The sequence below is a fragment of the Bradyrhizobium sp. KB893862 SZCCT0404 genome (assembly GCF_018130885.1).
Lineage (GTDB): Bacteria > Pseudomonadota > Alphaproteobacteria > Rhizobiales > Xanthobacteraceae > Bradyrhizobium > Bradyrhizobium stylosanthis.
Map to the genome: position 1 here is coordinate 48,482 of NZ_JAFCLT010000008.1, position 13,112 is coordinate 61,593.

Consider the following 13,112-nt stretch of genomic DNA (forward strand, 5'->3'; position numbering starts at 1 on the left):
CATGATCTGGCGTGATGACCTGACGTGACCACGCAAGCGAGCCGCATGGCGGGCTGAAGGAGCGAGCGAATGGCGGAGAGTGTCGAGAAACTCGAGGACGGGATCGTTCGTTCGGCCGAGCAGGTGTCGGGTCAGATTCGCGCGGCGAAAGAGGCGATCGGCTCCGTCATCTTCGGCCAGGACCGCGTGGTCGAGAACACGCTGGTCACGATCCTCTCCGGCGGCCACGCCCTTCTGATCGGTGTCCCCGGCCTTGCGAAAACAAAACTGGTCGAGACGCTCGGCGTCACGCTGGGTCTGGACGCCAAGCGCATCCAGTTCACGCCCGACCTGATGCCCTCCGACATCCTCGGCGCCGAGGTGCTGGACGAGAGCACCGCGGGCAAGCGCGCCTTCCGCTTCATCTCCGGTCCGGTGTTCGCGCAGCTCCTGATGGCCGACGAGATCAACCGCGCCTCACCGCGCACGCAGTCGGCGCTGCTGCAGGCGATGCAGGAGCAGCACATCACCGTCGCCGGCGCGCGTCATGACCTGCCAAAACCCTTCCACGTGCTCGCGACGCAAAACCCGCTGGAGCAGGAAGGCACCTATCCGTTGCCGGAAGCGCAGCTCGACCGCTTCCTGATGGAGATCGACGTCGACTATCCCGACCGCGACGCCGAGCGCCGCATCCTGTTCGAGACCACCGGCGCGGAAGAGACGCTCGCCAAGGGCTCGATGAGCGCAGATGCGCTGATCACCGCGCAGCGCCTGGTCCGCCGCCTGCCGGTCGGCGATTCCGTGGTGGAGGCGATCCTCTCGCTGGTGCGCTCGGCCCGTCCGGGCGCAGAGAGCGGCGAAGCCGGCAAGTTCATCGCCTGGGGCCCCGGCCCGCGCGCCAGCCAATCCCTGATGCTCGCCGTGCGCGCCCGCGCGCTGATCGACGGCCGCCTCGCGCCCTCGATCGACGACGTGCTCGACCTCGCCGAGCCCGTGCTCAAGCACCGCATGGCGCTGACGTTCCAGGCGCGCGCCGAAGGCCGCACGATTCCGGACGTGATCCGGCAATTGAAGACACGGATCGGTTGATGGCGGCAGAAAACGGGCACACGGCGAAGGAGATCATCGCGATACGACGTGCCGATGGCGAAAGCCGTACGCTCGCCGCATCGCTGCCACGCCTGGTGCTCGAAGCCCGCCGCATCGCCGCCAACGTCATCCACGGCCTGCATGGACGGCGCCGCGCCGGCTCCGGCGAGAATTTCTGGCAGTACCGCCGCTTCGTCTCCGGCGAGCCGGCGCAGAACGTCGACTGGCGCCGCTCGGCGCGCGACGACCATCTCTATGTCCGCGAGCTCGAATGGGAAGCCTCGCACACGGTCTGGATCTGGCCGGACCGCTCGCCGTCGATGGCCTTCGCCTCGAAGGCCGCGCGCGAGTCCAAGCTCGAGCGCACGCTGATCGTCGCGTTCGCGCTGGCCGAGCTGCTGGTCTCCGGCGGCGAGCGCGTCGGCATTCCCGGGCTGATGGCACCGACCGCGAGCCGCAGCGTCATCGACAAGATGGCGCAGGCGATGCTGCATGACGATGCCGACCGCCTCAGCCTGCCGCCGTCCTTCGTTCCCGCGGCGCTCGCCGAAATCATCGTGCTGTCGGATTTCTGGTCGCCGATCGCGGAGATCAAGGACACGCTCGCGGGGCTCTCCAGCTCCGGCGCGCACGGCACGCTGGTGCAAGTCGTCGATCCCGCCGAGGAATCGTTCCCCTATTCCGGCCGCGTCGAATTCGTCGAGCCGGAAGGCTTTGGCGTCATCACCGCCGGCCGCGCCGAGACATGGGCGCAGGACTACACCGCGCGCCTCGCGCTGCATCGCGACCAGATCCGCGCCGAGACCTCGAAGCTCGACTGGCTGTTCACGACGCATGCGACCGACCGCTCCGCCGCCGAGCTGCTGCTGTATCTGCACGCCGGCATGCAGGTGAGCAAATCGGGCGCGCGCACCACCACCATCAAGGCGGGGCCGGCCGCATGATGGGATTGCCGCTCGCCTTCACCGAACCGCTGCTCCTGATCGGCCTCGTCAGCCTGCCGGTGCTGTGGTGGCTGCTGCGCGTGATGCCGCCGCGGCCGCGCCGGATCGAGTTTCCGCCGACCCGCCTGCTGTTCGACATCGCCCCGCGCGAAGAGACGCCGTCGCGGACGCCGTGGTGGCTGACCGCGCTGCGCCTTTTGGCTGCGGCTCTCGTCATTTTCGCCGCTGCCGGGCCGATCTGGAATCCGCAGGTTGGAGCTGCCGGCAGCAAGGCGCCGCTGATGATCATGCTCGACGACGGCTGGAGCGCGGCCTCGAACTGGGACGTCAGGGTCAGGGCCGCCGACGAGCTGATCGCCAACGCCGACAACGACCGCCGCGCCATCGCGCTGGTGCCGCTGTCCGAGCCGAACCGCGACATCACCCTGATGCCGGCGGGCGCCGCGCGCGTCGCGCTACGCCAGCTCGCGCCAAAACCCTATTCGATCGACCGCGTCGAGACGCTCGCCGCCGTCGACCGCTTCCTGAAAGCCAACGGCGATTGCGAGATCGCCTGGCTCTCCGACGGCGTCGACACCGGCCGCGGCGAGGAGTTCGTGGCCGGCCTCGGCAAGACCCTGGGGGATCGCAGCCTGACCATCTTCGAAGGCGGCACCTCCTCGCCGCTTGCGCTGGTGGCGGCCGAGAACGCCGCAGCGAAGATGACGGTGAAGGTGCTGCGCACCGACAGCGGCATCGCCGCCGGCACCGTGCGCGCGCTCGACCAGAAGGCCTCGCCGATCGGCGAAGCGCGCTTCGCCTTCGGGCCGCAGGACAAGGAGACCGACGCATCGTTCGACCTGCCGGTCGAACTGCGCAACGACATCACCCGGCTCGAGATCTCGGGCGAGCGTTCCGCCGGCGCGGTGCAGCTGCTCGACAAGCGCTGGCGCCGCCGCGCCATCGGCATCGTCTCGGGCTCGACCAGCGAGACCGCGCAGCCGCTGCTGGCGCCGACCTTCTACCTCACGCGCGCGCTGGCGCCGTTCGCCGACGTCAGGCTCGCCGACAAGGGCTCGCCGCAGCAGGGCATCACGCAGTTCCTCGACCAGAAGCTGCCGATGATCATCCTCGCCGATGTCGGCACCATCGCCCCCGAGATCCGCGAGCGCCTCAATGCCTGGATCGACCAGGGCGGCGTGCTGGTGCGCTTCGCCGGCCCGCGGCTCGCGCAAGCCGAAGACGATCTCGTGCCGGTCAAGCTGCGCAAGGGCGGCCGCACGCTCGGCGGCAGCCTGACCTGGGAGAAGCCGCAGCATCTCGCCTCCTTCGCCGCCGACGGCCCGTTCGCCGGCGTCACCGTGCCCAAGGATGTTACCGTGAGCCGGCAGGTGCTGGCCGAGCCCGACGCCGTGCTCGCCACCAAGAGCTGGGCCTCGCTTGAGGACGGCACGCCGCTCGTCACCGGCGAACATCGCGGCAAGGGCATCGTCAGCCTGTTCCACGTCAGTGCCGACATGCGCTGGTCGGACCTGCCGATGTCCGGCATCTTCGTCGAGATGCTGCGGCGTGTCGTCGACATGTCCGGCTACACCTCCAAGCCCGGCGCCGGCGTGGCCAGCGAGGGGACCACTGAAACAGTGGCGCCGCTGCATATCCTCGACGGTTTTGGCGCCTTCGGCCCGCCGCCGGCGACCGCGAAGCCGCTGCCTGCGGACTACCGCGACCGCGCCACATCAGATCATCCGCCGGGCTTCTATGGTCCTGCAGAAGGACCGCTCGCCGTGAACACGCTTGCCAGCGCCGACCGCATCGCCGCCCTGAACACTGCGAGCCTGCGCGCCCGGCACGCCACCTACACCAATGCCGAGCCGCGCGATCTGCGCGGCTGGCTGCTGTCGACCGCGCTCGGCCTGTTCCTGATCGACGCCATCATCGTCGCACTGCTCGGCGGCGGCCTCGCCGCGCTGCTGCGCCGCCGTGCCGCCCCCGCGATGATCGTCCTCGGCCTCGTGCTTGCGGGCTCCGTTGCGCTGTCGCCGGCGCCGTCGCGTGCCGACAGCGCGGCCGACGAGTTCGCGATGAAGGCGGTGTCGCAGACACGTCTCGCCTATGTCGTGACAGGCAATGCCGACGTCGATTCGATCGTCAAGGCCGGGCTCACCGGGCTGACGCTGTTCCTGGCGCAGCGCACTGCGCTGGAAGCCGGAGATCCCGTCGGCATCGATCCCGCGCGCGACGAGCTCGCCTTCTTCCCGCTGATCTACTGGCCGATCGTGCCCGGCGCGCCGAAGCCGCCGCAGGACGCCATCAACAAGATCGACGCCTACATGAAGCAGGGCGGCACCGTGCTGTTCGACACCCGCGACGCCTACGAGGCACCTCCGGGCGACAACACCGCCTCGCAGACGCCGGGCATGCGCACCTTGCGCGAAATCCTGTCCTCGCTCGATGTGCCCGAGCTCGAGCCGGTGCCGCGCGAGCACGTGCTGACCAAGACCTTCTACCTCCTGCGCGACTTCCCCGGCCGCTTCAACACGGGCCAGACCTGGGTCGAGACCCTGCCGCGCGATGAGGACGACGACAGCGCACAGCGCCCCGCGCGTGGCGGCGACGGCGTCTCGCCGATCATCATCACCTCGAACGATCTCGCCGGCGCCTGGGCCGTGCGCCCCGACGGCCAGTACATGCTGCCGGTGACCAGCGGCGACCCCCGCCAGCGCGAATTCGCCTACCGTGCCGGCGCCAACATCGTGATGTACACGCTGACCGGCAACTACAAGGCCGACCAGGTGCACGCGCCGGCCCTGATCGAACGGCTGGGGCAATGATGCGGGTGTTGAAATCGAATGTCCGCCAGAATGAAGCCGTCATGCCCGGCCTTGTGCCGGGCATCCACGTCCTTCTTGCCGCATGGCAAGGCGTGGATGGCCGGGACAAGCCCGGCCATGACGATGCCGAGAGAGTGACGCCATGAATTACGGCATCGCGTTCACGCCGCTTGTTCCCTCGATCGTGCTCTGGCTCGCGCTGGCTGCGATCGTCGTCATCGCGCTGCTGCTGGCGGTGGCGCGTGCGCGCGGCGCAGCCGTGCGCGTGGCCGCGCTGGCGCTGTTCCTGCTGGCGCTCGCCAATCCCTCCTTCACGCGCGAGGACCGCGATCCCCTCACCTCGGTCGCGGCGATCGTCGTCGACAAGAGCCCGAGCCAGAATTTCGGCAACCGCAATCGCGAGGCCGCGCAGGCCCAGGAAGCGCTAGTCGACGGGCTGAAGAAGATCAAGGGGCTCGAAGTCCGCGTCGTCGAGGCCGGGCAGGCCGACGGCGAGACCGACGGCACACGGCTGTTCGGCGCGCTCGCCTCGGCCCTGGCGGACGTGCCGGTCGATCGCGTCGCCGGCGCGTTCCTGATCACCGACGGCCGCGTCCACGACATTCCCGCGAGCGCCTCCGCGCTCGGCTTCCAGGCGCCGGTGCATGCGCTGATCACCGGACAGAAGGACGAGCGCGACCGCCGCATTGCGATCACGGCGGCGCCGCGCTTCGGCATCGTCGGGCAGACCCAGACCATCACCTATCGTCTCGACGACCAGGGCGTCTCAGGCGAGCGCGCCAAGGTCACGGTGCGCCGCGACGGCGAGGTCATCAACGAGCGCACGCTCTCCAGCGGCCAGAGCGCGAGCGTCAACGTCGACATCAAGCATGCCGGTCCGAACATCGTCGAGATCGAGGCCTCGCCGCTCGAGAAGGAACTGACGCCGGTCAACAACCGCGCCGTCGTCGCCATCGACGGCGTGCGCGACAAGCTGCGCGTGCTGCTGGTCTCGGGCGAGCCGCATTCGGGCGAACGTACCTGGCGTAACCTGCTGAAGTCCGACGCCAGCGTCGACCTCGTGCACTTCACCATCCTGCGTCCGCCGGAGAAGCAGGACGGCACGCCGATCAACGAATTGTCGCTGATCGCGTTTCCGACCCGCGAGCTGTTCCAGCAGAAGATCAACGAATTCCAGCTGATCATCTTCGATCGCTATGCCCGCCAGGGCGTGCTGCCGATCGCCTATTTCGATAACATCGCGCGCTATGTGCGCGCCGGCGGCGCGGTGCTGGTCTCGGCCGGTCCCGACTACGCCTCCAACACCAGCATCTGGCGCACGCCGCTGGACTCGGTGCTGCCGGCCGAGCCGGTCGGCGTGAGCGAGAAGCCGTTCTATGCGCACCTGTCCGACATCGGCAAACGCCATCCGGTGACACGCGGGCTGGAAGGCTCCGCATCCGAGCCGCCGCGCTGGAGCCGCTTCTTCCGCACGGTGGACACCCGCAATTCCGTCAACCCGCCTGTCATGACGGGCCTCGACGGCAAGCCGCTGTTGTTCCTGTCGCGCTTCGGCGAAGGGCGCGTCGCGCTGCTGCTCTCCGATCACATCTGGCTGTGGGCGCGCGGATATGAGGGCGGCGGTCCGCATCTCGATCTGCTCAGGCGGATGTCGCACTGGCTGATGAAGCAGCCGGACCTCGACGAGGAAGCGCTGCGCCTCCAGGTGCAAGGCAAGAATCTCGTCGTGGTTCGCCAGACCATGTCGGACAGCGTCCAGCCCGTGAGCGTGACCTCGCCGTCGGGCGTGTCGCAGGACCTGACGCTGAGCGCCGGCGATCCCGGCGAGTGGCGCGCCACCCTGCCCGCCAACGAGCTCGGCCTGTGGCAGGCGACCGACGGCACGCTGAAGGCGCTGATCAATGTCGGCCCGACCAATCCGAAGGAGTTTTCGGAGGTCACCTCCACCACCGAGACCCTGAAACCGCTGACGCAAGCGACCGGCGGCAACGCCGTGCGCGTCGTCGACGGCAGCAGCGTCGAGCTGCCGCGCATCGTGCCGTCGCGCTCGACCAGCGTCTTCGCCGGCGACGGCTGGATGGGCGTGCGCATGCGCGACGCCAGCGTGGTGAAGGGCGTCGGCGTGCTGCCGATCTTCGCCGGCCTCATCGGCCTCCTGCTGCTGCTCGGCGCGTTCGCGGCGACGTGGATGCGCGAGGGGCGGTAGGCCGCTGGATTGAAGTCGGATCGAGTTCTGCCACCAGCGTAGCTCTCTCCGTTCCCTCCCCCCTTGCGGGGGAGGGGCAGGGGGGTGCCACACGGGGATTCTTTCCGTGACTCACTACTCGCGATGCATCGTCAACAATCGGTACCTTTTGCTGGGCTACCCCTCTCCCTAGCCCCCCCCGCAAGGGGGGAGGGAACGCACCTCCGTCGCGGCGATAGGCCGGGCTCAAGTCGCTAGTTGCCCGAACGACACATCGGGCCGGCTGCCTGAGCTCGGGGGGCCGACCGCCGTTGACATCCGCCGACCAATCGCGCGATGTTACATTATAACATCGCAACGCCCTCGGATTGGCGCCTCGCGATGTGGGGTGGCAGATGAAGTGGTTCCGGTCGCATATCAGGCACGGTGCCCGGCTCGCGTTGTTCGCGATGCTGGTGCAGCTCGCGCTGACGTTCGGCCACAGCCATTGGTTCGCCCAGGCCGCCCCGCTCGCAGCAAGCTCGTTCCAGCAGACCGATGGCGCCAAGGCGGTCGGCTCGGTCGACCGGCTTGGGGTCCAGAAGCAATCGCCCTCTGCCCCCGACCGCGAGCAGCCGGGCGACGACAATTGCGCGATCTGCGCCATCATCGCGATGGCAGGCACAGTCCTGTCGGCGACGCCGCCGCTGCTGCAGCTGCCGCAGGCGATCGAGCTGCTCTACCGCACGACCGATGCCGAATTCATCCATCTGAAATCGGCCAGCACGGCATTCCAGCCGCGCGCCCCTCCCGCGTCCTGACTCCAGCCATCACTTGATCACGCCCGCCCTCGCCGCTTGCAGGCGATCGGCCGGGAAAAGCTGAAGTCGAATTCCGTCGCGCCGCGACGGCAGGCCGCCTCCGATCAACACATCCATATGCGGACGGCGCCTGAGTGGAATCAGGACCATGTCATTTGAATTGCGACGCGTGCAGCGTCTGGGCGGAGCGAGCCTGCTCCTGCTCGGCGCCGCCGCCACATCCGCGCTCGCCCAGGAGCTCGCACAGGCACCGGCACAGGCGCCCGCGCAGGACAAGTCGTCGACGGAGATCCCGGCCGTCACCGTGACGGCGCCGAGCCCGATCGTGCGCCGGGTGGTGCCGACCCGCAGCCCGGTCCGCGTCGCGCGCACCGGACGCTCGCGCAGCCAGCAACGCACGGCGGAAGCTGCGCCTGCGGCCCCCGCGCCGGCCGCGCCCCAGCAGGGCGTGCTGTCCGTCGTGACCAACCAGTTCGCCACGGTCACGGTGGTGCCGAACGAGGAGATCCGCCGCGAAGGCGGCGGCCAGCTCGGCGATCTCCTGTTCTCGAAGCCCGGCATCACCGGCTCGAGCTTCGCGCCCGGCGCGTCCAGCCGGCCGATCATCCGGGGTCTCGACGTCAACCGCGTCGGCATCGTCGAGAACGGCACCAATTCGGGCGGCGCCTCCGATCTCGGCGAGGATCATTTCGTGCCGATCGATCCGCTCGCGACCAACCAGGTCGAAGTGGTGCGCGGCCCGGCCGCGCTGCGCTACGGCTCGACCTCGATCGGCGGCGTCGTCAGCGCCACCAACAACCGGATTCCGGATGCGCTGCCGTCCTGCGCGCCGTCGTTCCAGACCTGGGGCTTGCCGACCAAGGCCCCGCTCGCAAGCACCGCGACGTCGCCTTGCGTCACCGCCGAGACGCGCACCGCGTTCTCTTCGGTCGATCGCGGCGTCGAGAGCGGCGTGCTGCTCGACACCGGCGGCGGCAATTTCGCCTTCCATGCCGACGCCTATGGCCGCACGACCTCGGACTACAACATTCCCGCCTATCCCTATCTGAACGACCAGACGCGTCCCGTGAACGGACGTCAGCCGAACTCGGCAACGCGCTCGGACGGCGCCTCGATCGGCGGCTCCTATTTCTTCCAGGGCGGCTATATCGGCGCGGCGATCACGCAGAACGACTCGCTCTACCATATCCCCGGCATCGACGGCGCCGACCACCAGACGCGGATCGACGGTCATCAGACCAAGATCAACGTCAAGGGCGAGTACCGCCCCGACGCGACCGCGATCGACACCATCCGCTTCTGGGCCGGGGCGACCGACTACCGCCACAACGAGATTGGCCTCGCCGATCCCGCCGACCTCAACAGCGACGGCATCAGGCAGACCTTCACCAACAAGGAGCAGGAAATCCGCACCGAGGTGCAGTTGATGCCGTTCAACGCGCGCTTCGCCGAGGTGACGACGGCGCTGGGCTTCCAGGTCGGCCATCAGGAACTGAGCGCGCCGAGCCCGGACAATCCCGGCACGCTGTTCAACGGCTTGTGGGACCCGAACAACAGCACGCGCGTTGCCGGCTACGCCTTCAACGAGTTCAGGTTCACGGAAGCGACGCGGGCGCAGATCGCCGGCCGTATCGAGCATGTCGAGCTGCACGGCACGACGCCTAACTTCCCCGCCGACTATTTGCCCGACGGCACACCGCAGGCTGCGATCTCGCGCAATCCCTCCTTCACGCCGAAGAGCGGCAGCATCGGCCTGCTGCAGGACCTGCCCGGCGGCATGGTCGGTAGCATCACCGCGCAATATGTCGAGCGCGCGCCGAAGGCGGCCGAGCTGTTCTCCCGCGGTGGCCATGATGCGACCGCGACCTTCGACATCGGCAACCCCAATCTCACCATCGAGACCGCCAAGTCGGTCGAGCTCGGCGTGCGCAGGGCGACGGGACCGTTCCGCTTCGAGGCGACCGTCTACTACACGCATTTCGACAATTTCATCTATCGCCGGCTCACCGGCGTGATGTGCGACGACGACTTCGCCTCGTGCGGCAATCCGGGCGCCGAGCTGAACCAGGCGGTCTATTCGCAGCGCAACGCCAACTTCCGCGGCGGCGAATTCCAGTCGCAGCTCGACGTCGGCGCGTTCCAGGGCGGCATCTGGGGCATCGAGAACCAGTTCGACTTCGTCCGCGCCACGTTCAGCGACGGCACCAACGTGCCGCGCATTCCGCCGCTGCGGATGGGCGGCGGCGTGTTCTGGCGCGACGACAACTGGCTGATGCGTGTCAACCTGCTGCACGCCTTCGCGCAGGACAATGTCGCCGTGATCGCGGAGACGCCGACAGCGGGCTACAACCTGCTGAAGGCCGAGGTCAGCTACAAGACCAAGCTCGATCCGAGCCGGTTCGGCGCACGCGAGATGATCGCCGGCATCGTCGGCAACAATCTCCTCAACGAAAGCATCCGCAACTCGGTGTCCTACACCAAGGACGAGGTGCTGATGCCCGGCATCGGCGTGCGGGCGTTTGCGAACTTCAAGTTCTAGGCTTGCGACAGCCGAGGCCCACAGGCCCCGGTACACACCGTCGTTGCGAGGAGCTCGCGACAAAATTGCGAAGCAATTTTGCGCTGATGCGACCAAGCAATCCAGACTGCCTCCGCGGAAAGATTCTGGATTGCTTCGCTGAGCCTGTCATCGGGCCGCGCTACGCGCGGACCCGGTGGCTCGCAATGACGGAGCATGAGGCGCCGATGCGCTTCTAAATCAAGGGCTGTAGCCCGGATGAAGCGCAGCGAAATCCGGGCTACGCACTCACGCCGAGCGCGTCAGCCGCTTCTCGAAGCGCCACTGGTCCACCGGAAACGGCCCGTTCGACGTGTCGGACATCATCACGAATTGGCCGGCGTTGCGCCAACCGCTCTTTTCGTAGAACCGCGCAGCGCGATTGTTGCCGATGGCGCAGGCCAGCCACGCCAGTTCGACGCCGCGCGCGGCGAGCCGCGCCTCTGCGTCGGCGATCAGCGCCGCGGCGACGCCCGTGCCGTGCGCCAGCGACGACACGAAGAGCTGGTACAATTCGTCATTCCTGATGGCGCAGAAGCCGAGCGGTGCGCCGGCCGGGCCGGCGACGCTGATGCCGGGAAGCATGACCGCCAACCGGTCGCGAAAGCTTGCGAGCGTACGGAGGCGGACCAGTTCGGGCGGCGCCAGCGCGGCATGCGATCCATGCCAGGCGTCGTGCCACACCTGCGCGAGATGATCGATCTCACCGGTACTAGCGGGCCGCACCTGCATCGCCGTGACTCCGAATGATCGTAGCCCGGATGAGCGAAGCGATATCCGGGAAACCTGTCGCGACAGAGCTTCTGTCCCGGATGTCGCTTCGCTCATCCGGGCTACGAAAGACGATCCCTACCCTGCCCGCGCCTTGCTCCAGTCGGGGATCACCTGCCCCGAAACGCCATTGAAGGCGCCGTCGACAAGCTCGAACACCAGGATGCGGGCGGCATCGACCGGGCCCGGCATGGCGACGCGGCCCTTCGGGACCGGCTTGAAACCGACGCGACTGTAGTAGGGCTCGTCGCCGACCAGCAGCACGAGGCGGTGGCCTTTCTCCCCGGCGTCCTTCAGCGCACGCTCCATCAACTGGCGGCCGATGCCGCGGTCGCGGAACGGCGGCTCGACCGTGAGCGGCCCGAGCAGCAGCGCTGGCGTGTCGCCGACCAGCACCGGCAATTGCCGGACCGAACCAACCAGCAGCGTGCCGATGCGCGCCGTGAAGGACACGTCGAGCAGATGGTCGACATGCTCGCGGATGCGATAGGCGCTGAGCACGAAGCGGCCCGGACCGAAGGTGCGCTCGTGCAGCCGTTCGATCGCCTGGGCATCGCCGGCGGCTTCGGGAAGGATGGTGACCGAGAGATCGTTCATTTGGGCATGCGTCTTCGAGCGAAATGGACCCGGGTTCGCGTCACGAAAACGCGTCAACGAGGGGAGCGGGATAACATCTCGGCGGGCCGGGGTCCATCGGCCTCGTACCGGACTCGACCACCAATCGGGCTTCGGGCGAAGATGGTCGCAAACAGCAGGGTCCAGAACGAGAGCATCACGACCGGCATGACGTAATACTGCGTGAAGACCGGGTGCGTGGCAAAGAACGCCAGATTCAGCGCAAGATTGCCCGCCACCAGCAGCGCCAGTTGCCGGGCGCCGGCCTGGTTCGCGAAACGCCAGAGCAACGCGGTCCAGGCGCAGGCCATCACCGCCAACTGGAATTGCATGTCGGTCAGATATGCGTGCAGGACGGCGGGATCGAGGTGCGGTGCGGCCGTGTCGGGGCCGCCATAGGCCGAGACCAGCGGATTGCCCGAATTGACCAGGTTCGCTGCCAGCACCGGTAACAAACCGACTAGGAACGCGAAGCCGAGCGCAAGGCCCGACACGAAGCTTTCGCGGTTGCGCTGGATCAGGAACGACAATCCGAAGAACAGAAAATAGCCGGCCGCAAGCACGACGTTGGCGATCCTGAAGCTCGCGGACAGGCCGAGCAGGACACCAACGATGGCGATCGTCGGCAGGCGGCGGCCTTGGCCGGCGAACAGCCTTGCTGTGAAAAGACCTGTCAACGCACAGACGACCATGGTCGGCGCCATCGAATAGCTGGCCTTGGTCGGATTGATCATGAAGTAGATCGAGAGCAGTCCGAACATGGCGACGAGCGCCAGCGATACGGACTCCCGCGCCCGCCACACGCCGTACAGCGCAAAGCCGGCGATGATCATGTTCGCGAGCGCGTAGAGCGGAACGACCTGGAACCCCTCGGGGAACAGCGCCAGCACGAAACCCGTGCCTGGCGGCGGTGTCATCACCGATTTGCTGCCGTCGGCGGTCAGGGTGTGGCAAGGCGCGCGTGTCGCGTCGTTCCAATCCGGATAACCGATGCTGCGCAACTTGCCCGCGAGATAGCCGTCGGTTTCATGGGCGAGATTGGTGTCGAGCCCCTGCCATCCGAAGCGCTGGAACAGATGCGCCTGCCTGAGATAGCAGATGTCGTCATAGACGCCGCGGCTCTCGCTCCAATACGAGATCAGGCGAACATTGCTGGCCAGAATTGCCAGAAACAAAATCGAAATTAGTATTTTTACGGATTTCATAATGATCTGCCAGGCGCGCCTGGCGCAGCTTGAAAAGGGTTCTGCCGCCTGTACAGGAAAAGCATCGGCAAGTATAGCAAGGCTGGAGCGCGATCAGACCTTGATCGATCGTCATCGCGCTCAGGGTTGTTGGGGCATGATACTTTCGGAAAATCGA

General features: G+C 67.5%; 10 protein-coding genes. 7 read left to right on the forward strand and 3 right to left on the reverse strand.

What is annotated here, in order from left to right; all coding sequences use genetic code 11:
- Nucleotides 1–69 precede the first annotated feature (69 nt).
- The 7 genes from JQ617_RS27835 (at nucleotide 70) to JQ617_RS27865 (ending at nucleotide 10,346) form a co-directional block, all read left to right on the forward strand.
- On the forward strand, nucleotides 70–1,068 hold the full coding sequence (locus JQ617_RS27835; protein ID WP_063692094.1) for an AAA family ATPase: 999 nt from the start codon (nucleotides 70–72) through the stop codon (nucleotides 1,066–1,068).
- Nucleotides 1,068–2,012 carry a DUF58 domain-containing protein gene (locus tag JQ617_RS27840; protein WP_212029111.1) on the forward strand — a complete coding sequence of 315 codons (945 nt, stop codon included), beginning with the start codon at nucleotides 1,068–1,070 and terminating at the stop codon, nucleotides 2,010–2,012. The genes JQ617_RS27835 and JQ617_RS27840 overlap by 1 nt, the downstream gene beginning before the upstream one ends.
- Complete coding sequence (locus JQ617_RS27845; protein ID WP_212029112.1) at nucleotides 2,009–4,822, forward strand: DUF4159 domain-containing protein; 2,814 nt, start codon at nucleotides 2,009–2,011, stop codon at nucleotides 4,820–4,822. The genes JQ617_RS27840 and JQ617_RS27845 overlap by 4 nt, the downstream gene beginning before the upstream one ends.
- Nucleotides 4,819–4,968 (forward strand): hypothetical protein, encoded by a 150-nt coding sequence (locus tag JQ617_RS27850; protein WP_212029441.1) that lies wholly within the window; start codon nucleotides 4,819–4,821, stop codon nucleotides 4,966–4,968. Before JQ617_RS27845 ends, JQ617_RS27850 begins: the two co-directional genes overlap by 4 nt.
- Entirely contained in the window at nucleotides 4,965–7,028 is a 2,064-nt protein-coding gene (locus JQ617_RS27855) for a hypothetical protein (RefSeq protein ID WP_212029113.1), read from the forward strand. Before JQ617_RS27850 ends, JQ617_RS27855 begins: the two co-directional genes overlap by 4 nt.
- A 374-nt stretch (nucleotides 7,029–7,402) precedes the next feature.
- A complete protein-coding gene (locus JQ617_RS27860) occupies nucleotides 7,403–7,807 on the forward strand; it encodes a DUF2946 family protein (protein WP_212029114.1) in 405 nt (134 codons plus the stop codon).
- A gap of 148 nt (nucleotides 7,808–7,955) precedes the next feature.
- A complete protein-coding gene (locus JQ617_RS27865) occupies nucleotides 7,956–10,346 on the forward strand; it encodes a TonB-dependent receptor (RefSeq protein WP_212029115.1) in 2,391 nt (796 codons plus the stop codon).
- A 267-nt stretch (nucleotides 10,347–10,613) separates the two neighbouring features.
- Here JQ617_RS27865 and JQ617_RS27870 read toward each other — a convergent pair whose 3' ends face one another.
- The 3 genes from JQ617_RS27870 to JQ617_RS27880 all read right to left on the reverse strand — a co-directional run bounded on the left by JQ617_RS27870 (nucleotide 10,614) and on the right by JQ617_RS27880 (nucleotide 12,925).
- Complete coding sequence (locus JQ617_RS27870) at nucleotides 10,614–11,096, reverse strand: GNAT family N-acetyltransferase (RefSeq protein ID WP_212029116.1); 483 nt, start codon at nucleotides 11,094–11,096, stop codon at nucleotides 10,614–10,616.
- 117 nt (nucleotides 11,097–11,213) lie between these two features.
- A complete protein-coding gene (locus JQ617_RS27875) occupies nucleotides 11,214–11,732 on the reverse strand; it encodes a GNAT family N-acetyltransferase (protein WP_212029117.1) in 519 nt (172 codons plus the stop codon).
- Between the two features lie 53 nt (nucleotides 11,733–11,785).
- Entirely contained in the window at nucleotides 11,786–12,925 is a 1,140-nt protein-coding gene (locus tag JQ617_RS27880) for a hypothetical protein (protein WP_212029118.1), read from the reverse strand.
- Nucleotides 12,926–13,112: the final 187 nt, after the last annotated feature.

What these genes read in the sequence shown, in the direction of transcription:
- JQ617_RS27835 (WP_063692094.1), top strand. Translation starts at nt 70, where the DNA reads ATGGCGGAGAGTGTCGAGAAACTCGAGGACGGGATCGTTCGTTCGGCC.
- JQ617_RS27875 (WP_212029117.1), bottom strand. Translation starts at nt 11,732, where the DNA reads ATGAACGATCTCTCGGTCACCATCCTTCCCGAAGCCGCCGGCGATGCC.
- JQ617_RS27850 (WP_212029441.1), top strand. Translation starts at nt 4,819, where the DNA reads ATGATGCGGGTGTTGAAATCGAATGTCCGCCAGAATGAAGCCGTCATG.
- JQ617_RS27870 (WP_212029116.1), bottom strand. Translation starts at nt 11,096, where the DNA reads ATGCAGGTGCGGCCCGCTAGTACCGGTGAGATCGATCATCTCGCGCAG.
- JQ617_RS27860 (WP_212029114.1), top strand. Translation starts at nt 7,403, where the DNA reads ATGAAGTGGTTCCGGTCGCATATCAGGCACGGTGCCCGGCTCGCGTTG.
- JQ617_RS27840 (WP_212029111.1), top strand. Translation starts at nt 1,068, where the DNA reads ATGGCGGCAGAAAACGGGCACACGGCGAAGGAGATCATCGCGATACGA.
- JQ617_RS27855 (WP_212029113.1), top strand. Translation starts at nt 4,965, where the DNA reads ATGAATTACGGCATCGCGTTCACGCCGCTTGTTCCCTCGATCGTGCTC.
- JQ617_RS27865 (WP_212029115.1), top strand. Translation starts at nt 7,956, where the DNA reads ATGTCATTTGAATTGCGACGCGTGCAGCGTCTGGGCGGAGCGAGCCTG.
- JQ617_RS27845 (WP_212029112.1), top strand. Translation starts at nt 2,009, where the DNA reads ATGATGGGATTGCCGCTCGCCTTCACCGAACCGCTGCTCCTGATCGGC.